Annotated in this window: 15 protein-coding genes; 3 read left to right on the top strand and 12 right to left on the bottom strand. The window is 70.2% G+C overall.

Annotated features, from left to right (window positions below):
• Window positions 1-849 precede the first annotated feature (849 nt).
• From ACZ4S3_RS38585 to ACZ4S3_RS38575, 3 genes are all read right to left on the bottom strand, one after another.
• The gene (locus ACZ4S3_RS38585; RefSeq protein ID WP_467943257.1) at window positions 850-2,178 is read right to left on the bottom strand and encodes a class I SAM-dependent RNA methyltransferase; all 1,329 of its coding nucleotides are present in this window, start codon (window positions 2,176-2,178) and stop codon (window positions 850-852) included.
• A 136-nt stretch (window positions 2,179-2,314) separates the two neighbouring features.
• Complete coding sequence (locus ACZ4S3_RS38580) at window positions 2,315-4,369, bottom strand: APC family permease (RefSeq protein WP_467943255.1); 2,055 nt, start codon at window positions 4,367-4,369, stop codon at window positions 2,315-2,317.
• Window positions 4,370-4,586: 217 nt separating this feature from the next.
• Window positions 4,587-6,638, bottom strand: coding sequence for an NAD-binding protein (locus ACZ4S3_RS38575; protein ID WP_467943263.1), 2,052 nt, complete (start codon window positions 6,636-6,638; stop codon window positions 4,587-4,589).
• A gap of 353 nt (window positions 6,639-6,991) precedes the next feature.
• Between ACZ4S3_RS38575 and ACZ4S3_RS38570 the strand changes: the two genes are divergently transcribed.
• Together ACZ4S3_RS38570 and ACZ4S3_RS38565 are read left to right on the top strand one after the other, a co-directional pair.
• A complete protein-coding gene (locus ACZ4S3_RS38570) occupies window positions 6,992-7,660 on the top strand; it encodes a potassium channel family protein (protein WP_467943254.1) in 669 nt (222 codons plus the stop codon).
• On the top strand, window positions 7,657-8,328 hold the full coding sequence (locus ACZ4S3_RS38565; protein WP_467943253.1) for a potassium channel family protein: 672 nt from the start codon (window positions 7,657-7,659) through the stop codon (window positions 8,326-8,328). Before ACZ4S3_RS38570 ends, ACZ4S3_RS38565 begins: the two co-directional genes overlap by 4 nt.
• 74 nt (window positions 8,329-8,402) lie before the next feature.
• Here the strand turns inward: ACZ4S3_RS38565 and ACZ4S3_RS38560 are convergent, their stop codons facing one another.
• From ACZ4S3_RS38560 to ACZ4S3_RS38545, 4 genes are all read right to left on the bottom strand, one after another.
• Window positions 8,403-9,284 carry a DUF3159 domain-containing protein gene (locus tag ACZ4S3_RS38560; RefSeq protein WP_467943252.1) on the bottom strand — a complete coding sequence of 294 codons (882 nt, stop codon included), beginning with the start codon at window positions 9,282-9,284 and terminating at the stop codon, window positions 8,403-8,405.
• 3 nt (window positions 9,285-9,287) lie between these two features.
• Complete coding sequence (locus ACZ4S3_RS38555) at window positions 9,288-9,686, bottom strand: OB-fold nucleic acid binding domain-containing protein (RefSeq protein WP_362711830.1); 399 nt, start codon at window positions 9,684-9,686, stop codon at window positions 9,288-9,290.
• Between the two features lie 223 nt (window positions 9,687-9,909).
• A complete protein-coding gene (locus tag ACZ4S3_RS38550) occupies window positions 9,910-10,593 on the bottom strand; it encodes a response regulator (protein WP_467943251.1) in 684 nt (227 codons plus the stop codon).
• A gap of 79 nt (window positions 10,594-10,672) precedes the next feature.
• Window positions 10,673-13,228, bottom strand: a complete 2,556-nt coding sequence (locus ACZ4S3_RS38545; RefSeq protein ID WP_467943249.1) for a DUF4118 domain-containing protein — start codon at window positions 13,226-13,228, stop codon at window positions 10,673-10,675.
• Between the two features lie 316 nt (window positions 13,229-13,544).
• On the opposite strand from ACZ4S3_RS38545, the gene ACZ4S3_RS38540 reads away from it, so the two are divergent.
• Window positions 13,545-14,084: a GNAT family N-acetyltransferase gene (locus tag ACZ4S3_RS38540; protein WP_467943248.1), complete on the top strand. Its 540-nt coding sequence runs from the start codon at window positions 13,545-13,547 to the stop codon at window positions 14,082-14,084.
• A 12-nt stretch (window positions 14,085-14,096) separates the two neighbouring features.
• Here the strand turns inward: ACZ4S3_RS38540 and ACZ4S3_RS38535 are convergent, their stop codons facing one another.
• The 5 genes from ACZ4S3_RS38535 to kdpB all read right to left on the bottom strand — a co-directional run bounded on the left by ACZ4S3_RS38535 (window position 14,097) and on the right by kdpB (window position 20,272).
• Window positions 14,097-14,888 carry a phosphodiesterase gene (locus ACZ4S3_RS38535; RefSeq protein WP_467943246.1) on the bottom strand — a complete coding sequence of 264 codons (792 nt, stop codon included), beginning with the start codon at window positions 14,886-14,888 and terminating at the stop codon, window positions 14,097-14,099.
• Between the two features lie 147 nt (window positions 14,889-15,035).
• Window positions 15,036-15,707, bottom strand: coding sequence for an ABC transporter ATP-binding protein (locus tag ACZ4S3_RS38530; RefSeq protein WP_467943262.1), 672 nt, complete (start codon window positions 15,705-15,707; stop codon window positions 15,036-15,038).
• Between the two features lie 333 nt (window positions 15,708-16,040).
• Window positions 16,041-17,219, bottom strand: coding sequence for an alginate lyase family protein (locus tag ACZ4S3_RS38525; RefSeq protein ID WP_467943244.1), 1,179 nt, complete (start codon window positions 17,217-17,219; stop codon window positions 16,041-16,043).
• A gap of 285 nt (window positions 17,220-17,504) precedes the next feature.
• Window positions 17,505-18,167, bottom strand: coding sequence for a potassium-transporting ATPase subunit KdpC (gene kdpC / locus ACZ4S3_RS38520; protein ID WP_467943242.1), 663 nt, complete (start codon window positions 18,165-18,167; stop codon window positions 17,505-17,507).
• Window positions 18,168-18,172: 5 nt separating this feature from the next.
• Complete coding sequence (kdpB, locus tag ACZ4S3_RS38515; RefSeq protein WP_467943241.1) at window positions 18,173-20,272, bottom strand: potassium-transporting ATPase subunit KdpB; 2,100 nt, start codon at window positions 20,270-20,272, stop codon at window positions 18,173-18,175.
• Window positions 20,273-20,300 lie beyond the last annotated feature (28 nt).

Genomic DNA, 20,300 nt, shown 5'->3' with positions numbered 1-20,300 from the left:
ATGGCCCCGCCGTCCCGGACGGCCCGTGGCGGGCGTTTGCCGATCAAAGCTCAACTCAATCTCTGAACCGTGCCGGTGCGCGATTGGCCCGGCCCGGGAGGACTGGGTGGAGGTGGTGGCCGAGAATGTCTGTCCGGTCCATCACCGGGGCGCCCTCTTGAGGACCAGCTCGCCGAGATCGTGCAGGAGGTCGGTCTCCGCGGAGAGGCAGCCGAACGCAAGCGTCTGGCCGACCTGGAGGCAGCACAACAGAAGCGCCTGCGGTGGGAGGCCGCGAAGCGGCAGGCAAAGACCGAATACGCAGAGGCATACCGAGTCCAGCACCTCGAGGCTCAACACGCGGCGTGGCGGCGCGCAGCGGGCTTGGCCGAGTACCTCAGCGCGCTCCGCCTCCACGCGGAGAGTCTGCCGCCCGGGCCGGCCAAGGACGAAGTCGAGGCATGGATCGCATGGGCCGAGACCCACGTGCAACGCCTGAACCCTCTCAACGGTTCACCATTGCTACCGGAAATCCCTGAGCCGCACGCCGAGGACCTCAAAGGGCTTGAGCCCCTACGGACCCGCCTACCGAACGCCCACTCCGCCAGACTCCCGGCCCGCTAATAAGCCACATCTGGCAGCGCGCCCGCCACCGCCATCAGCGACGGCGAAACCAGGCAGATTTTCGTCAAGATTCCGCAACGCCAGACCTCCGGAACCATGCCTTCCGCCCGCATTGACCTGCGCAATCAGCAGACTGGCACCCCGTCAGAACGAGCGTCATTTGAGCGTCACGAGCGTCGTTCCAGCGTCAAGATATCGCCCGTAACGCCCACACCGCGCATAACGCACACCACCCGAACCTACAGGTCAGACGCCCTTTGCGGCGCGCTCCAGAATCGCCACACACTCCACATGATGCGTCATCGGAAACAAATCAAACGCCCGCATCCGCCGCGGCACATACCCCGCCTCGGCGAAGTACTTGAGGTCGCGGGCGAGGGCGGCCGGGTCGCAGGCGACGTAGGCGATGCGGCGGGGGGTGAGGGCGGCGAGGTGGTCGACGGTCTTTTTGCCGGCGCCGGCTCGGGGCGGGTCGAGGACGACGAGGTCGACGTCGGTGATGCCGGTGCGGGGGAGGATCGCCTCGACCTTGCCGTGTTCGATGCGTACGCGCTCGAGGTCCTCGAGGTTGTGGCGGGCGTCCTCGACGGAGCGCTTGCCGGATTCGATGCCGAGGACGGCGCCCTTGTCGCCGACGCGTTCGGCGAGGGCACCCGCGAAGAGGCCGACGCCGCAGTACAGGTCGAGGGCCATATCGCCCTTCTTGGGCATCAGGCCCTGCATGACGGCCTCGACGAGGAGGTCGGCGGCCTTGGGGTGGATCTGCCAGAAGCCGCCGTGGCCGACCCGCCAGGTGCGGCCGGCGGCGCGTTCGCGGACGAAGGGGCGGCCGTGGACGCGGTGGACCTGTTCGTCCTTCTCGCCGATGCGCAGGACGGAGACGGGCTTGTCGAGCTCGACGATGGGCAGGCGGCCGCCGGGCTTGGGGGTGAGGATCACCTGGCGGTCGTGGGAGCCGGTGGCGGCGATCGCTTCGACGGTGGCGATCTGGGGCCACTCGCGCTTTTCGATGCCGAGTTCGGAGACGCCCGGGGCGGCGATCATGCAGTGGGTGACCGGCTCGATGTCGTGGGAGCGGTGCTTGCGCAGGCCCGCGTGGCCGTCGGCGTCGACCGCGTACTGCACGCGGGTGCGCCAGGCCGGGACCTCGCCCTTGGCCACCTTGTCGCCGGGGGCGGGCTCGACGGTGCCGTCCCAGTGGGCGTCCGCCGGGGAGAGGCCCGCCAGCCGCTCCAGCTGCTCGGCGATGACCGCGCCCTTGAGGCGGCGCTGGGCGCCGGGTGCGGCGTGCTGCCAGTCGCAGCCGCCGCATTTGCCGGGGCCGGAGAAGGGGCAGGGGGCCTCGACGCGGTCCTTGGAGGCGACCAGGACCGAGACGGCGTCGGCGCGCAGGAAACGGGCGCCCTCTTCGCCGTGGGTGACGCGGGCGATCACGCGCTCGCCGGGGAGGGCGTGGCGTACGAAGAGGACCTGGCCCTCTTCCGTACGGGCGATGCAGTGGCCGCCGTGGGCGACCGGGCCGATCTCGACCTCGTGCTCCTCGCCGACCAGCGACTTCTTCGGTTCTGTCTGCATGGCGGGGAGGGCTCCTGGGGTGGGGGGCGGCGAGCGGGTGACGGCCGGCCTCCGGGCTGGAGGCCGACCGTCAAGTTTACGTCCCGTCGCCGGGTGCCCCCTACTTCTTGGCGCACCCGTGCCGCACAGCGGCCCCCTACTTCTTCGTGGCCGCTTTCTCCTTCTTCGGCTGGGCGGCGACGGGGCCGCGCCGTACCGCACCGGGAGCGTTCCACTCGGCGCGCTTGCGGGCCCGCAGCTTGGCGGCCTCGGAGGAGTCCAGCTGCCAGGGAACGGAGGTGACCATGACGCCGGGGGTGAAGAGGAGGCGGCCCTTGAGGCGCAGGGCGGACTGGTTGTGGAGCAGGTGCTCGTACCAGTGGCCGACGACGTACTCGGGGATGAAGACCGAGACCGCGTCGCGCGGGCTTTCGCGGCGCAGCGACTTGACGTAGTCGATGATCGGGCGGGTGATCTCGCGGTAGGGGGAGGCGAGGACCTTGAGGGAGACCTCTATGCCGCGCTGCTCCCACTCCTCCCTGAGCGCCTTGGTGTCGGCCTGGTCGACGTCGACGCTGACCGCTTCGAGGGTGTCCGAGCGCATCAGCTTGGCGTAGTTCAGGGCGCGCAGCGTGGGCTTGTGGACCTTGGACACCAGGACGATGGAGTGCACCCGGGAGGGGCGTACGACGTCGTCGTCCGGGGTGTCCTCGGCGGCGATCTCGTCGGCGACCCGGTCGTAGTGGCGGCGGATCGCGCTCATGGTGACGAAGAAGATGACCATGCCCAGCAGGGCCACCCAGGCTCCGTGGGTGAACTTCGTCAGCAGGACGACGACGAGGACGAGACCGGTGAAGAAGGCGCCGAAGGCGTTGATGGCGCGGGAGCGGTGCATCCGGTGGCGTTTGGCCGGTTCCTTCTCGGTCAGCAGATGGCGGTTCCAGTGGCGGACCATGCCGATCTGGCTGAGCGTGAAGGAGACGAAGACGCCGACGATGTAGAGCTGGATGAGGCGGGTGGAGTCCGCGCCGTAGAGGTAGGTCAGGACGGCGGCGGCGCCGGCCAGCAGGACGATGCCGTTGGAGAAGGCCAGGCGGTCGCCGCGGGTGTGCAGCTGGCGCGGCAGATAGCGGTCCTGGGCGAGGATCGAGCCGAGCAGCGGGAAGCCGTTGTACGCGGTGTTCGCGGCCAGGAAGAGGACCAGCGCGGTGGCGGCGGCGAGGACGACGAAGAGGAACGAGCCCTTGCCGAAGACCGCCTCGGCGACCTGGGAGATGACCGGGTTCTGGGTGTAGCCGGAGCCGAGCGGCTTGCCGTGGTCGAGGAGGTCCTTGGCCGGGATCTCCGCCATCTTGACGTGGGTGGTCATGGCCAGCGCGATGATGCCGCAGAACATGGTGACGGCCAGGCCGCCCATGAGGGCCAGCGTGGTGGCGGCGTTCTTGGACTTCGGCTTACGGAAGGCGGGCACGCCGTTGGAGATCGCCTCGACGCCGGTGAGCGCCGCGCAGCCGGAGGAGAAGGCACGCAGGAGGAGGAAGATCAGGGCGAAGCCGGCCAGCCCGCCCTGTTCGGCGTGGATGGTGTAGTCGGCGGTGGGGGCCTTCATGGTGTCGCCCATGACCAGGCCACGGACGGCGCCCCAGGCGATCATGATGAAGACGCCGGCCACGAAGATGTAGGTCGGGATCGCGAAGAGCTTGCCCGACTCCTTGACCCCGCGCAGGTTCATCAGGGTCAGGAGAACGATGATCGCGATCGCGCAGAGTGTTTTGTGCTCGACGACGAAGGGGATCGCGGAGCCCAGGTTCTCCACCCCTGAGGAGATGGAGACGGCGACGGTCAGGACGTAGTCGACCAGCAGTGCGCTGGCGACGGTCAGGCCCGCCTTGGGGCCGAGGTTGGTGGTGGCGACCTCGTAGTCGCCGCCGCCGCTCGGGTAGGCGTGCACGTTCTGCCGGTACGACGCCACGACGGTGAACATCAGCACCACGACCGCGACCGCGATCCACGGGCTGAAGCTGTACGCGCTCGCACCCGCGACGGACAGGACGAGCAGCACCTCGCCCGGCGCGTACGCCACGGAGGAGAGCGGGTCGGAGGCGAAGACGGGGAGTGCGATGCGCTTGGAAAGCAGGGTCTCCCCGAGCTTGTCGCTGCGCAGTGCGCGCCCGATCAGGATCCGTTTGGGCACGTCGGTCAGTTTGGACACGCAGAGGATGCTAAGGCTTCGTCAAGACCCGCGGCCATCCGCCACCCGCACGGGTGGGCGCGACGGGGTGCGCCGCGGCGCATCTGACCTGCGCAGCTGCCCGGCCGAGCGCGGCACCCGCACACAATCCGCACGTCACGCCCACACATCGCCCGCGGGACGCCCGGTGTGGGCGGGAAGCGTGGTGTTCGTCACAGCCGCTGGAGGGTGGCCGGTCTCAGCCCCGCTGGGCATCGGCGGGGCGCGGGCGCCGGGCCAGCAGATCGCCCAGCCCCTGGCGGGTGGCGGCCAGCAGGACCCGGTCCTGGGGCCGCAGGACGTAACCGTCACCGAGCTCGTGGACCAGCCGCGCCGGTTCGCGTTCCGCTCCCGGCTGCGGCGCGCCTCCGGCGGCGTCCCGCTCCGCCTCGTCGGGCGCCGAGACGTCGACCGCCAGCACCCGCAGCCGCCCCGGCCGCAGCACCTCACCGACCGTGCGGCCCTCCAGGGCGGCATGGCCCCGTACCTCGACGCGGGCCACGAGCAGCACCCGGCGCTCGACGGGAATCGCGCCCAGAATCTGCCGGCCCATCATCGCGCCGGCGAAGGCGGGCGCCGCCAGGAAGGACACGCTGCGGCTCCGGGTCAGCGCGTACGGGTGCGCGGCACGCAGGGTGCGGTAGACGGCGGAGGCGAACCGGTCGTCGAACAGCCGCAGCGTCACCCGCAGCCGGGGCTTGACCGAGCGGGCGTACAGGGCCGCCTCCAGGTTGGTGGTGTCCTCGCTGGTCAGGGCCAGCAGGGTGTGCGCCCGGTCGACCTTCGCGGCCTCCAGGACACCCTCGTGCGTGACGTCCCCCACGACGGTGGGCACCCGCAGCCGGCGGGCCAGCGCGATGCCCCGCGCCTCCGGGTCGGCCTCGATACACACCACCGGGACGCCCAGCTCGTGCAGCCGGGTCAGCACCCGCGTGCCCACCTTGCCGAGTCCGAGCAGCACCACATGCCCGGACAGTCCCCGCGGCGGGCGGCGCAGCGCGGAGGCGCTGCGGAAGGTGCCCAGGCCCTCGAACGCCGCGGCGACCAGCACCGGCAGCAGCAGCATCCCGGTGAGCCCGGACAACAGCTGGATGATCTTGCGGGGCAGCGCCTCGCCGATCGCCGGGTCATCGATGGCGAACAGGTCCAGCAACGTGAGGTAGACGGCGCGCAGGGGTGTTTCGCCGGTGGTGAGGACGGAGGCGACGGCCAGGGCGAGGACCGCGCCGACGACACCGGCCAGTGACCAGCGCAGCCGCCGGGAGAACAGCGAGGCGAGCGGCGCGCCCCGGCCGCGCAGCAGGCGCGGGCGCGCCGTGCGCCCCGCATAGGAGACGGCTTCCAGGACGACGGTGCCGCGCCCGCCGGCCGCCGCGGCCGTCTCGTCGTCCGGCAGCAGCACCGGGCGCTCATCCCCGGCCGCCGAACCCGGCGCCACTGCCGGTCCGTTGCCGGCGGATGTGCCGTTGACTGAGCTTGTGCCGTTGACGGCGGCCGGGTCGGTGGCGGAGGCGGTGAGCACCGCCAGGGTGCACAGGCCGGGCCCGGCGGGCTGTCCCGGCGGCACCGGCATCCGCTCGACGGCGCGCAGCAGCAGCCCGTCCGCCTCGATGACCTTGCTGGTACCGGCGACCGCGGTGGCCGCCAGCGCCGGGGCCACCGTGTCCGCGTCGGACAGCACGGTCGTGGAGGCGTCGGCGTGCCCGGCATCCTCGCTGCCCAGGGACGCGACCGTCGCGGCCTGGTCGAGCAGCGCTTCCAGATGCTGGCCGAGTTTGCGGTTGTAGAGCCGGATCACCAGCCGCAGCCGGGGGTTGAGGCGGCGGGCGCGCAGCGCGGCATGGATGTTGAGCTCATCGTCGTCGTAGACCAGGGCCAGCGCGCCCGCCTCGGCGATGCCCGCCGCCGTCAGCACGGCGTCATCGGCCTCCACCGCCTCCAGGATCCGGACCGGCTCCTCGGGCGTCTCGTCACCGGCGTCCGCCCCGGCGGGCGGCACCGGGTCGTTCGGCAGCAGCGTCGTCCGCGTCACCGCCGCAGACACCCTTTCCCAGGCGCGCGAACCGTGCTCGAGCAGGGGAGACCCCATGCGCAGCGCCGTGGCCCGGACCAGCGCGCGGGCCGGCGGCGGAATACGGGGCCGGTGCGGCTCCCGGGCGGAGGGGACGACGAGCGTCACCCGTTCGCGGTAGACGTCCTTGAGCTCCGCGGCGAGCCGGTGCGCGAGCGCATCGTCACCACAGACCACCATGTGCGGGGCGTAGGAGCCCTGTTGGGGCTGCTGAGGCAGGTTGGGCACACCTCGTAGCGTGCCTTACGGGCGCCACGCGGCGCAGCCCGGCGCGAAATGCCGGCGCACCGCCGGTCCGGCCCCACATCCGACCAGGGTCGACCGCGCCCCTTACCGGGGACGGCAATACAGCTACGGTTGTACCGGACCGCGCCGCGCCCAACGCGCCCGTTGACGCGCACGAGGTCCCGGTCGCGGGCCGTAGCCTCACGACCGTGAGCAGTGGCCGCGTGTCGCCGGCACTCGGAGAAGAAGGTAGTGAGCAGGGTGTTTGGGCAGGTCAGCGCGCTAATTCAGGGCACGGGGTAACCAGCATGCACATCGTCATCATGGGGTGCGGTCGCGTGGGCTCCGCGCTCGCGCAGACCCTGGAGAGCCAGGGGCACACCATCGCGGTGGTCGACCAGGACCCGACCGCGTTCCGTCGCCTGGGCTCCGCCTTCGGCGGCCGCCGGGTGACCGGCGTCGGTTTCGACCAGGACACCCTGCGGGAGGCCGGTATCGAGGAGGCGGGCGCTTTCGCCGCCGTCTCCAGCGGCGACAATTCCAACATCATCGCCGCCCGGGTGGCCCGCGAGATGTTCGGCGTCGAGAATGTCGCCGCCCGCATCTACGACCCCCGCCGCGCCGAGGTCTACCAGCGCCTGGGCATCCCCACCGTCGCCACCGTCCGCTGGACGGCCGACCAGATGCTGCGCCGGCTGCTGCCCTCGGGCGCCGAGCCGATGTGGCGCGACCCCAGCGGCGGCGTCCAGCTCGCCGAGGTGCACACCTCCCCGGCCTGGGTCGGCCACAAGATCAGCAAGCTGCAGGAGGAGACCGGCGTCCGCGTCGCCTTCCTCACCCGGCTGGGCGAGGCCATGCTGCCGACCTCGCAGACGGTGCTGCAGGAAGGCGATCTGGTGCACGTCATGATGCGCACCGACGAGGTCGAGAAGGTCGAAGCGGCATTCGCCACGGGCCCCGAGGAGGCACACGCATGAGAGTCGCGATCGCGGGTGCGGGTGCGGTGGGCCGGTCCATCGCCGGTGAGCTCCTGGAGAACGGGCACGAGATCCTGCTCATCGACAAGGCGCCGACCGCCATCTCGGTCGAGCGGGTGCCGCTGGCGGAATGGCTGCTGGCCGACGCCTGCGAGATCACCTCGCTCGACGAGGCGGCACTGCAGCGCTGCAACGTCGTCATCGCGGCGACCGGCGACGACAAGGTCAACCTCGTCGTCTCGCTGCTCGCCAAGACCGAGTACGGCGTGCCCCGGGTGGTCGCCCGGGTCAACAACCCCAAGAACGAGTGGCTGTTCAACGAGGCCTGGGGCGTCGATGTCGCGGTCTCCACGCCGCGCCTGATGTCGGCCCTGGTCGAGGAGGCAGTGAGCGTCGGCGACCTCGTACGGCTGCTGCGCTTCAGCCACGGCGACGCCAACCTCGTCGAGCTCACGCTGCCCCCGGAGGCCGCACTGGCCGGCACCCGGGTCGGCGATGTGGACTGGCCCGAGGACACCTCCCTGGTGACGATCATCCGCGGCACGCGGGTGCTCACGCCCAACAAGGAGGACGCGCTGGAGGCGGGCGACGAGCTGCTGTTCGTGGCCGCCCAATCGCGCGAGGAGCAGCTGGAGGACCTGCTGTCGGTGCGGCGGACCGACGCCTAGCGTCCGCCCTCCCCCCACAGACGCCGGGGCCCGGGAACCAAGCGGTTCCCGGGCCCCGGCGTGTGCGGTGTGCGTCAGCGGCGGTGGCGCGGCCCCTGCGGGCGCTCGGCGGCCTCCGCGGCGGCCTCGTCCGCGAAGCCCTGGAAGACGTCGTCGGCGACGGCCCCCAGGATCTGGCGCTCCTTCGCGGCCGCCCGCTCGGCCTTCTCGCGCTCCTCCTCCGCCTCCATCTCGGCGAAGACATCGATCGGCGCCGGCGCCTTCGTCAGGAAGACCCAGGTGAGCCAGACCGCGAGCAGGAACGGCGGGATCTTCAGCGCCACCAGCACCCAGCCGAGCTGCGCGGTGTTCGCCCACCAGTACAGCGGGAAGAGAATCGCGCACTTGGCGAGCAGGATCAGTCCCCAGGCCCAGCTGGCCTTGGCGTACGCCTTCTTACGGCCCGGGTTGCGGGTGCGCCAGGAGAGGTTCTCCTTGAACACCGGGCCCAGGATCAGCCCGATCAGCGGAACACCGGCGAGCGTGGTGATGATGTAGGCGAGAGCCAGGCCGAGGGTGTAGAGCATGCCCGGCAGATAGAAGTCCTTGGCGTTGCCGGTCATCATCGCGAAAACCACGCCGAAGGCCACCCCGAAGACACCGCTGAAGGCGTGCTTGACGGTGTCCCGGCGGACCAGGCGTACGGCAGTCAGCACCAGGGAGACGGCCAGCGCGGCGATCGCCGAGATGTGCAGGTCCTTGTTGATCGTGAAGATCGCGACGAACAGCAAACCGGGGAGGACGGTCTCCACCGTGCCGCGGATGCCGCCGAAGGCCTCGAAGAGCGCCTTCTCGGTCACCGCTCTGGCGTCGGCGTCCTGAGGGGCCTGGGGGCCGGACGACGGTGGCGCATCTGCTGCGGATGCGCTGTCGTCAGTGGTCGGTCGGTCGGTCGGTGGTCGGTCGTGAGACGTCACCGGCTACTCCTGTCCGAGCGGTCGGAGTTCGTACTTCGGGTTGAAGAGCACCCGGCGTCCGTGACTCATGGAGACCCGGCCCGAGGCGATGAGCTTACGGCCCGGCTCTATCCCGACGATGGAGCGGCGGCCGAGCCACACCACGTCGAGAGCGGCGGAACCGTCGAACAGCTCCGCCTCCAGCGCGGGCACACCGGCGCGCGGCCGCAGCGTCACATGCCGCAGGGTGCCGGTGACCTTGACTATCTGGCGGTCGTCGCAGTCGCAGATACGGGTACACCCCGTCGCCTGCGTGTCCTGCTGCAGCTCAGCGCTCTGCAGCTCCTCCTCGGAGGATGACAGCCTGTCGAGCATCCGGCGGAAGCGACCGGCCGGCTTCTCGGATCGGGTCCCAGCACTCATAACCCCAGCGTACCGGTGCCCCGTACCGCAGATCACGGGCCGCTCACGAACCTCATGACCGGCGTCACCGCTCGCGAGAGCCCCGGTCCCGGGAGACAGCCCCCGGACCCCCGGCCGGCCCCCCGCCCCCTCACCCCTCGAACCGATACCCCATCCCCGGCTCCGTGATACTGCATCCGCCCGGGGGACAACCCCCGGACCCCCGGCCGGACCCCCCGCCCCCTCACCCCTCGAACCGATACCCCATCCCCGGCTCCGTGATGAAGTGCCGGGGATGCGAGGGATCGCTCTCCAGCTTGCGGCGGAGCTGGGCCATATAGACCCGCAGATAGTTGGTCTCGGTGCCGTACGAGGGCCCCCACACCTCCTGGAGCAGCTGCTTCTGGCTGACCAGGCGGCCCTGGTTGCGGACCAGGACCTCCAGCAGGTGCCACTCGGTGGGGGTGAGGCGGATGTCCCGGCCTCCGCGGTTGACCTTCTTCGCGGCGAGGTCGACGGTGAAACCGTCCGTCTCGACGATCACCTCGTCCTCGGCCGGTCCGGTCGGCTCGGCCCGGCGTACCGCGGCCCGCAGCCGGGCCAGCAGCTCGTCCATGCCGAACGGCTTGGTGACGTAGTCATCCGCCCCCGCGTCCAGCGCCTCGACCTTCTCGTCCGAGGTCTGGCGGGCGGAGAGCACCAGAATCGGCACCCGCGTCCAGCCCCGAAGCCCCTTGATCACCTCGACGCCGTCCATGTCGGGCAGGCCGAGGTCCAGGACGATGACATCGGGGTGGCGGGCGGCGGCGAGCTTAAGGGCGGTGGCCCCGTCGGGGGCGGCGTCCACCTCGTACTTGCGCGCCTTCAGGTTGATTACGAGGGCGCGGACAATCTGCGGCTCGTCATCAACCACAAGCACCCGGTTCACTGGCGTTCTCCCTCGTGGTTACGGTCTGTCGGTCCCCGCCGGGCCGGGCCCGCGGGAGGGGTCGTGGGGGCGGCCGGGCTCATGTGATGGCCTGGGCCGGAAGATCGGGGCGGACCGGGACCCCGCCGGCCGCGGCCCGCAGCGTGAGAACCATGGTCATGCCGCCTCCGGGGGTGTCCTCGGCGGCGAGCGTGCCGCCCATCGCCTCCGCGAAACCGCGGGCCACCGCGAGACCCAGCCCCACTCCGGCGCCGCGCGGGGCGTCCCCGTAGCGCTGGAAAGGCTCAAAGATCCGGTCCTTGGCGCTGTCCGGGACGCCCGGCCCGCGGTCGGCGATCCGCAGCTCCACCCGGTCGCCGAGCGCGCTGGCCGAGACCAGCACCGCCTCCCCGTCCGGGCTGTACTTCACCGCGTTCTCGACGAGGTTGGCGACCGAACGCTCCAGCAGCCCCGGATCCACGGCGACGATCGGCAGCTCCTCGGGGATGTCGAGGGTGACGCTGCCCTCCGGTACACCGCCGAGCGCCATCGGCACCACCTCATCGAGGTCGATCTCGCGGATCAGCGGGGTGACCGTGCCGGTCTGCAGGCGCGACATGTCCAGAAGGTTGCCGACCAGGTGGTCGAGCCGGTCGGCGCCCGCCTCGATGCCGGCCAGCAGCTCCGCCTCGTCCGCCTCGGACCAGGCGACGTCATCGGAGCGCAGGGAGGTGACGGATGCCTTGATGCTCGCCAGCGGGGTCCGCAGATCGTGGCTGACCGCCGCCAGCAGCGCCGTCCTGATCCGGTTGCCCTCGGCCAGCTCACGGGCCCGCTCCGCCTCGCCGACCAGCCGCTGCCGGTCCAGTACGACGGCGGCCTGCGCGGCGAACGCGGCCAGCACCCGGCGGTCCTCGGCGGGCAGCACCCGCCCGGTCAGCGCCAGCGCCATATGGTCGCCCACCGGCATATCGACATCGGCGTCCTCCGGCCTCAGCAGCGGGTCGCCGCTCTTCGCGTCACCGGCGCGGCCCGCACACGTCCACGGGTCGACGTCGCTGTTGCGCTCCAGCAGCACCACCGTCTCCATGGCGAAGGTCTCCCGGACCCGCTCCAGCAGGGCATCCAGCGTCGTCTCGCCCCGCAGCACACTGCCCGCGAGGAACGACAGGATCTCCGACTCGGCGCGCAGCCGGGCCGCCTGGTGGGTGCGGCGGGCGGCGAGGTCCACCACCGAGGCGACCGACACCGCCACCGCGAAGAAGATCACGATGGCGACGATGTTCTTCGGATCGCTGATCGTGAGGGTGTGGGTGGGCGGCGTGAAATAGAAGTTGAGCAGCAGCGAACCGACCGCGGCCGAAGCCAGCGCCGGCAGCTGCCCGCCGAGCAGCGCCGCGACGACCGTCAGAAAGAGAAAGAGCAGCACGTCATTGGCCAACCCCGGGCCGTTCACGACGCTGGTGAGCAGCAGTGAGAGCAGCGCCGGACCGGCCACGCCGACCAGCCAGCCGGCCACGATCCGGGCCCGCCCCAGCCGCGCCCCGCGCGCCACCGGCAGCCCCCGGCCCTTGGCCACCTCTTCGTGCGTCACGATGTGCACATCGAGATCGGGCCCCGATTCGCGGGCGACGGTGGCCCCCACCCCCGGCCCGAAGATGTACTGCCAGGCCTTCCGGCGGCTCGACCCGAGCACGATCTGGGTGGCGTTCACCCCGCGCGCGAACTCCAGCAGCGCCGGCGGGATGTCGTCGCCGATGACGTGATGGAACGTACCGCCCAGGTCCTCCACCAGCGTGCGCTGCACGGCCAGTTCCTTGGGCGAGGCCGAGGTCAGGCCGTCGCTGCGCGCTATATAGACGGCGAGCACCTCGCTGCCCGAGCCCTTGGCCGCCATCCGGGCCGCGCGGCGGATCAGCGTACGGCCCTCGGGACCGCCGGTCAGCCCGACCACGATGCGCTCACGCGCCTGCCAGGTGGAGCGGATCGAATGCTCGGCCCGGTACTCCTGCAGATACTCATCCACCCGGTCGGCGACCCACAGCAGCGCCAGCTCACGCAGCGCGGTGAGGTTGCCCGGCCGGAAGTAATTGGACAGGGCGGCGTCCACCTTGTCGGACATGTAGATGTTGCCGTGCGCCATCCGGCGGCGGAGCGCCTGTGGCGACATGTCGACCAGTTCGAGCTGGTCGGCACGGCGGACGACTTCGTCCGGAACGGTCTCCTGCTGACGCACACCCGTTATCGACTCGACCACGTCGCCGAGCGACTCCAGATGCTGGATGTTGACCGTCGAGATCACATCGATCCCGGCTTCCAGCAGCTCCTCGATGTCCTGCCAGCGCTTGCCGTTGCGCGAACCGGGGACGTTGGTGTGCGCGAGCTCGTCGACCAGCGCGACAGCCGGGCGTCGCTGCAGTACCGCGTCCACGTCCATTTCGGTGAATGACGCACCGCGGTACTCCAGCTCCCGGCGCGCGATGTGCTCCAGCCCGTGCAGCATGACCTCGGTACGGGGCCGGCCATGGTGCTCGACGAACGCCACCACGACGTCCGTACCCCGCTCCACGCGCCGGTGCGCCTCGGACAGCATCGAGTACGTCTTGCCGACGCCCGGTGCCGCGCCGAGATAAATCCGTAGCTTGCCGCGTGCCATGGCCCCATTGTCTTACGTGAAAGCCGCCCCCACCGGGCTGAACCTGCTGCGACCCTACAGACCCCACAGGGGGATAAAAGCCGCAGGTGGCGGCTTTGCGCCTGGTCTTGACGCGACTCTGATACACCGGCCCGGCGCAATCCGGTACACGGGCCGGGCCGTTCCGGTACACGGACCGACCACTCCGGCACACGGACCGACCGCTCCGATGGACAGACCGATCCACGGCGATACGCAGGCCCATCCGCCTGATACGCAGGCCCGGGGACGCCGGGGAACCCTCGCCCCGGACGCGTGACGCGTACGGACTGCGAGGATGCGCCGCATGACCGCGTTACGTACCGCCCATACCTGCGATCTGGACGCCGCCACCCTGAAGGCGGCCCGCATCCTGCTGTACGACGTCTTCGACGACATGACCGCGGAGGACTGGGAACACTCGCTCGGCGGCATCCATGCGCTGGTCCACGAGAACGGCGAACTGATCGGTCACGCATCCGTCGTCCAGCGGCGGCTGCTGCACCGCGGCCGGGCGCTGCGCTGCGGCTACGTGGAGGGCGTCGGGGTCCGCGCGGACCGCCGCGGCCGGGGCCATGGCGCGGCCATGATGAACGCCCTCGAACGGGTGATCCGCGCCGCCTACGACCTCGGCGCACTGGGCGCCGCCGACGCCGCCGCGGACTTCTACACGGCACGCGGCTGGCAACTCTGGCGCGGCGCCTCCTGGGCCCTGACTCCGGACGGCATCCGCCGCACCGCCGACGAGGACGGCTGCATCCACGTCCTGCCGACGGCGACAGCGCTCGACCTCGACGCGGACCTCACCTGCGACTGGCGCGACGGCGACGTCTGGTAGTCCGCCGGCCGGCTAATACCCGCCGGTCAACGCGGCCGCGTGACTGACCTGCACGGTATGCGTCACGCAGCCGCCGTCCCCTTCGGTGAGCACATGCAGCAGGAACCCGGTCGGCTCGTGGACGTAGCCGATCATCCGGTCCGCGCGCAGGGTGAGTTCGCTCTGCCGGTACGTGCTGGGCGCGATGGCCAGCGTGCTGCCGCCGAACGCCGCCACGATCGGCCGGTGAACATGGCCGGCCAGCACCCGTACGACCTGTGGATGACGGGCGATCACCGCGCGCAGCTCGTCCCCGTCACGCAGCCGCATCTCATCAAGGAACGGAATGCCGACCGGCATCGGCGGATGATGCAGACACACGAACGTGGGCACACCCGGGCCGCGGGACAACACCTCGTCCAGCCACGCCAGCCGCTCGGGCCCGAGCCGCCCGGCCGGCGTACCGGGGAGAGAGGAATCCAGGGCCACGAGGGTGAGGCCGGGACGCTCCACCACGTAGTCCGTCCCGTCGGTCTCCCCCAGATACGAGCTGCCGCCGAACGCCGCGACAAGCGCCTCGGGATCGTCATGATTCCCCGTCACGAAGTACACCGGCAACGGAAACCGGCCCACCACCGACCGCAGCGCCTCGTACTCGTCCAAGCGTCCGCGATCCACCAGGTCCCCGGTGATCACCACACACTCCGGCCGCGGATCCAACGCCAACACCCGCCCGAGCGCCCGCTGCAGACCAGCCGCCGGCTCTCCCGCCAGCGCCCCCGTGGTGATGTGCGGATCACTGATATGCGCGACAGAAACGACCATGGGGCGACTGTTCCCCTTCGCAGCCCGGAAACACCGGTTCTGGGCTCGCCCTCTCCGCCTCATGCCCCCGCGCCCACCCCTCCTCTCCCCGGGGGGGGATCCCCCCGCCCCGCAATCCTGGCCAGGCGCGGAGCGCCAGGTCCGCCCTCACGCCGCCTCCGTGATCACCCCATCGCTCAGCTCCAGGACGCGGTCGGCCAGGCCAAGCAGGTTCGCGTCATGTGTGGCGACCAGGGCCGTGACACCTTCACCGCGGACGACGGCGCGCAGCAGTTCCATGACCTCCATGCCGGTCTCGGCGTCCAATTGGCCGGTGGGCTCGTCCGCGATGATCAAGGAGGGTCGATTGGCGAGGGCGCGGGCGATGGCGACCCGCTGTTGCTGGCCGCCCGACAGCTCGCCGGGCCGCTGATCCGCATGATCGGCGAGGCCCACCAACGACAAGAGCAGGGCGACGCGTTCCTCGCGCTCACGCGGCGGCACCTTTCTCAGCCGCAGCGGCACCCCGACGTTCTCAGCGGCGCTGAGTATCGGTATCAGCCCGAAGGACTGGAAGACGAACCCGATGCGGTCGCGGCGCATCGCCAGCAGCGCGCTCTCGCGCAGACCGTCCAGGAGCATGCCGTCAACGGCGATCCGGCCGGAGTCGGGAATGTCCAGACCGCCGACGAGGTTGAGGAGTGTGGTCTTGCCGGATCCCGAGCGGCCACGCAGGGCGACGAGTTCACCGCGCGGAACTCTGCATGACACTCCGCGCAGGGCGTGCACGGCCCCTGCACCGCTGCCGTAGCTACGGTGCAGGCCCTCGACCACGACCATCGCCCCGTCGCGCACCCCCTGTCGTTCTTCGTCCCGTCCTTCACCCCGCGCCGCGCCTCGGACACGGGCCCGTTCGCCGCCGTACACGCTTCCCCCGCCGTTCATTTGCCCCACTCCCCCACTGCCCCGCTCACACATCCGTCGCAGTCGCCACAACAACCGTCGTTCCCCACCGCGTTGCCTGCCGACGGCGTCAGTATGCGTACCGCGCGCTTCGGCAGGCAACGCCTGTGGATAACTCTCGGGCCGACCCGGAATCAGCCCGGAATCAGCCCGGATGGAGCCCTCATGGAGCCCGGAATCGGCCCCCATCAAAGCCGCGCGGACCCGAACTCAGCTCGGGTTTTCCGCGTGCGTGAGCGTCTCCCAGCCGACGAAGAGGTTGTTGGAGCCGGCCGGCCGCTGCTGCTCCGTCAGCTTTTGGGTGTGGGCCATCTCGTAGCCCAACCGGTTGTGCAGCGCGTTGTAGCCGACCTCGGTGACGGGGCCGAGGCCGCGCTTGATGCTGCCGCCGCACAGCCATGACGGCGGGGCGGTGCCCAGTTCGTAGGTGGCCTGGAAGCCGAGCGCGTGGCGCAGCCGGTCGGCGACCTCCGGGTAGAGGTCCTGTCCCTGGAGGCGGCTGGTTTCGGCGATGTGCGAGATGGCGGCGAGGCCGTATCCGGTGTGGGTGAAGTCGCGGCAGGTCTCCTGGGCGAGGCCGTCGACGAAGGTGGACTGGCCCTGCCAGTACTTGATGATCTTGTCGCGGGTGTTCAGGCCACTGCCCGGTGCGGTCTTGGGCAGGTCGCCGTCGGACTTCAGATAGATGTACGCGGGTACCCGGGCGCGGAACGTGGCGATGGCCTTGTCGTAGGAGGCCTTGTCCTCGATGAAGACGGAGATGCCGACAGCGGCCTCCATCATGCTCAGCTCCCAGTTGCCGTTGCTGTGGGAACCGTTGATCACCTTGGGGAGGTAGACGTTGCGCAGCATGTCGGCGAAGCGGTCGACGCGGTCCTTGGGCCAGCCGTTGTACGTGTAGCGGATGATCTCGGCGGCGCGTGGCCAGGAGGAGCCGGCCCAGCCGGTCTGCAGCGGGGCGTTGCTGTTGGTGTGGTCCTTGACGGTGGCGGACCAGGCGTCCATGATCTGTATCGCTTTGTCGGCATACTTGCTGTCGCGGGTGATGTACCAGGCCAGCGAGAGGGTGTAGGCGGCGAGTGCGTCCTCGCGTTCGTCGGTACAGCCGTAGTCGGGGTCGGAGTACGGGCCGCACTCGACGACGGCGCGGGGCTTGGGAGCGCGGGACAGCGAGGCGTATTTGCTGGCCATCATGGCGTCGTAGGCGCTTTTCCAGGGCTGGGTGCCGGAGTTGACCTTGTTGCGGACGAGGTCGAGCCGGCCGGTGCCGACGAGGACACCGGGGTGGGTGAAGGCGGACGGCGCGGCGGAGGACGGCGCGCCTATGAGGAGCCCGGCGGTGAGGGCGCCGAGCAGGGCGCCGACCGCGAGGGTGAGCTTTCTGCGCATGGGGGGTGGGCCTTCCTGTCGAGATGCTCGATGGACGGGAGCCGTTCTCGTACATGAACGACAGGCGTTGACATGAACGCCCGCGATGGCTGGCGAACGTATGGGCAAGCCACCACGCCGTCAAGACCCATCGTCAACACCCGGCGAAATAACTCACCTTGTCCGGACAGCTGGTTCAGAGCTCGAAAGCACGCCTGACGCACAGGGCGTGCCCCGGGATACGCACAGGGCGGCCCCCGGGGAAGGTCTCCCCGGGGGCCGCCCGCCTGCTCGCTGCGCCGGCTCTCAGCCCTGGCTCTGCACCAGTGCCTTCAGCGCGATGTTCAACTCCAGGACGTTCACCCGCGGTTCGCCCATGAAGCCGAGTGTGCGCCCGTCGGTGTGGTCCTTGACCAGCTGTGCCACCTTGCCGGCGGGGAGGTGGTTCTCCTTGGCGACCCGGGAGGTCTGCAGCTGGGCGTAGTCCGGGGAGATGTCGGGGTCCAGGCCCGAGCCGGAGGACGTGACGGCATCCGCCGGGACCTGCGACTGCGGGACCCCGTACGTCGTGGAAACCCACTTCTTGCGCTCGTTGACCGCCTTGATCAGGTCGGTGTTGGTGGCGCCCAGGTTGGAGGCACCGGAGACCTGGAGGTCGTATTGCGTGTTGACGCCGTTGGTCTTGTTGCTCCCCAGTCCCGCCGACGGGCGCGGCTGGAAGAACTTCAGGTCCGGGATCGGGTTTCCGGCCTTGTCCTGGCCCTTGTCATAGCGCTGGCCGATCAGCGAGGAGCCGACGACCTTGCCCTGGGAAGAGACCTCGGAGCCGTTGGCCTTGCCGGTGAACGCCGCCTGCGCCACTCCGGTGACCACCAGCGGGTAGATGACCCCGCAGACCACGGTCAGTACGAGCAGGGCGCGCAGCCCCGCCCCGATCAACCGGGCGGTGTTGCTTACGGAGTTGTTCATGGCGGTCACCCGATTCCGGGGATGAGAGAGATGAGCAGGTCGATGATTTTGATGCCGATGAACGGTGCGATGAGGCCGCCGAGTCCGTAGACGGCAAGGTTCCGTCGCAGCATCTTGTCGGCACTGACCGGGCGGTACTGCACGCCCCTGAGGGCGAGCGGCACCAGCGCGATGATGATCAGCGCGTTGAAGATGATCGCCGAGAGGATCGCGGAGTTGGGGCTGGAGAGCCGCATGATGTTGAGGGTGTCCAGGCCCGGGTAGGCCACCGCGAACATCGCCGGGATGATCGCGAAGTATTTCGCGACGTCGTTGGCGATCGAGAAGGTGGTCAGCGCGCCGCGGGTGATCAGCAGTTGTTTGCCGATCTCGACGATCTCGATGAGCTTGGTCGGGTTGGAGTCCAGGTCCACCATGTTCCCGGCCTCCTTGGCGGCCGAGGTACCGGTGTTCATGGCCACACCGACGTCCGCCTGAGCCAGCGCCGGCGCATCATTCGTACCGTCACCGGTCATCGCCACCAGCTTGCCGCCGGCCTGCTCCCGCTTGATGAGCGCCATCTTGTCCTCGGGCGTCGCCTCCGCCAGGAAGTCGTCCACCCCCGCCTCATCGGCGATGGCCTTTGCCGTCAGCGGGTTGTCACCCGTGATCATGACGGTCTTGATGCCCATCTTGCGCAGTTCGACGAACCGTTCGCGCATGCCGTCCTTGACGACGTCCTTGAGGTGGATGACCCCCAGGACGCGCGGGCCGCGTTCGTCCTCCAGGGCGACCAGCAGTGGCGTGCCGCCGGCCTGCGAGATGGTGTCGGTGAGCCGCTGGGCGTCGTCGGCGACGGTGCCGCCCCGTTCCTTGACCCAGGCGATCACCGAACCGGTCGCGCCCTTGCGGATCTTGCGGCCGTCGACGTCCACACCCGACATCCGGGTCTGGGCGGTGAACGGCACCCACTCCGCGTCCACCAGCTCGCCCTGGTGCCGCTCGCGCAGCCCGTACTTCTCCTTGGCGAGCACCACGATGGAGCGGCCCTCGGGAGTCTCGTCCGCCAGCGAGGACAGCTGGGCGGCGTCCGCGACCTCCGCCTCGGTCGTGCCGCGTACGGGCACGAACTCGGCGGCCTGGCGGTTGCCGAGGGTGATGGTGCCGGTCTTGTCGAGCAGCAATGTCGATACATCGCCTGCGGCTTCGACGGCACGCCCTGACATGGCCAGGACGTTGCGCTGGACGAGGCGGTCCATGCCGGCGATGCCGATGGCCGACAGCAGCGCGCCGATCGTCGTCGGGATCAGGCAGACCAGCAGCGCCAGCAGCACGATCATCGGCTGCTCGGCGCCCGCGTAGATCGCGAACGGCTGGAGGGTGACGACCGCGAGCAGGAAGACGATGGTGAGCGAGGCGAGCAGGATGTTCAGCGCGATCTCGTTGGGGGTCTTCTGCCGTGCGGCACCCTCGACGAGGTTGATCATCCGGTCGATGAAGGTCTCGCCCGGCTTCGTCGTGATCTTGATGACGATGCGGTCGGAGAGGACCTTCGTTCCGCCGGTCACCGCGGAGCGGTCACCGCCGGACTCCCGGATAACCGGCGCCGACTCACCCGTGATGGCCGACTCGTCGACGGAGGCGACACCTTCGACGACGTCGCCGTCACCGGGGATGATGTCGCCGGCCTCACAGACCACCAGGTCACCGATGCGCAGTTCGGTGCCGGCGACCTGCTCCTCCGCCTCGCCGTTGAGCCGGCGCGCCACGGTGTCGGTCTTGGCCTTGCGCAGGGTGTCGGCCTGCGCCTTGCCGCGGCCTTCGGCGACGGCTTCGGCGAGGTTGGCGAAGATGACGGTCAGCCACAGCCAGGCCGCGATCGCCCAGCCGAACCAGTCCGACGGGGACGTGGCGGCGAAGATCGTGGTCAGCACCGAGCCGACCTCGACCACGAACATCACCGGGGATTTGGCCATCACCCGCGGGTCGAGCTTGCGTATCGCGTCCGGGAAGGACTTGACCAGCTGCTTGGGGTCGAAGAGACCGCCGCCCACGCGGCCGTCGCCGGGCTTGTGCCCGCTGGGGACGTCCTGGTGCGGAGCGCGAGTCTCGGTGGCGGTGGGCATGGAGCCGGGCTCCTCTGGTTTCACGGGG

Source organism: Streptomyces sp. NPDC028368, assembly GCF_055565615.1.
The sequence above is the reverse complement of the archived record's forward strand: the minus strand, read 5'-3'. Positions and strand labels throughout refer to the sequence as shown.

What these genes read in the sequence shown, in the direction of transcription:
- ACZ4S3_RS38585 (WP_467943257.1), bottom strand. Translation starts at nt 2,178, where the DNA reads ATGCAGACAGAACCGAAGAAGTCGCTGGTCGGCGAGGAGCACGAGGTC.
- ACZ4S3_RS38575 (WP_467943263.1), bottom strand. Translation starts at nt 6,638, where the DNA reads ATGGTGGTCTGTGGTGACGATGCGCTCGCGCACCGGCTCGCCGCGGAG.
- ACZ4S3_RS38570 (WP_467943254.1), top strand. Translation starts at nt 6,992, where the DNA reads ATGCACATCGTCATCATGGGGTGCGGTCGCGTGGGCTCCGCGCTCGCG.
- ACZ4S3_RS38565 (WP_467943253.1), top strand. Translation starts at nt 7,657, where the DNA reads ATGAGAGTCGCGATCGCGGGTGCGGGTGCGGTGGGCCGGTCCATCGCC.
- ACZ4S3_RS38555 (WP_362711830.1), bottom strand. Translation starts at nt 9,686, where the DNA reads ATGAGTGCTGGGACCCGATCCGAGAAGCCGGCCGGTCGCTTCCGCCGG.
- ACZ4S3_RS38545 (WP_467943249.1), bottom strand. Translation starts at nt 13,228, where the DNA reads ATGGCACGCGGCAAGCTACGGATTTATCTCGGCGCGGCACCGGGCGTC.
- ACZ4S3_RS38540 (WP_467943248.1), top strand. Translation starts at nt 13,545, where the DNA reads ATGCGCCGCATGACCGCGTTACGTACCGCCCATACCTGCGATCTGGAC.
- ACZ4S3_RS38535 (WP_467943246.1), bottom strand. Translation starts at nt 14,888, where the DNA reads ATGGTCGTTTCTGTCGCGCATATCAGTGATCCGCACATCACCACGGGG.
- ACZ4S3_RS38530 (WP_467943262.1), bottom strand. Translation starts at nt 15,707, where the DNA reads ATGGTCGTGGTCGAGGGCCTGCACCGTAGCTACGGCAGCGGTGCAGGG.
- ACZ4S3_RS38525 (WP_467943244.1), bottom strand. Translation starts at nt 17,219, where the DNA reads ATGCGCAGAAAGCTCACCCTCGCGGTCGGCGCCCTGCTCGGCGCCCTC.
- kdpC (WP_467943242.1), bottom strand. Translation starts at nt 18,167, where the DNA reads ATGAACAACTCCGTAAGCAACACCGCCCGGTTGATCGGGGCGGGGCTG.
- kdpB (WP_467943241.1), bottom strand. Translation starts at nt 20,272, where the DNA reads ATGCCCACCGCCACCGAGACTCGCGCTCCGCACCAGGACGTCCCCAGC.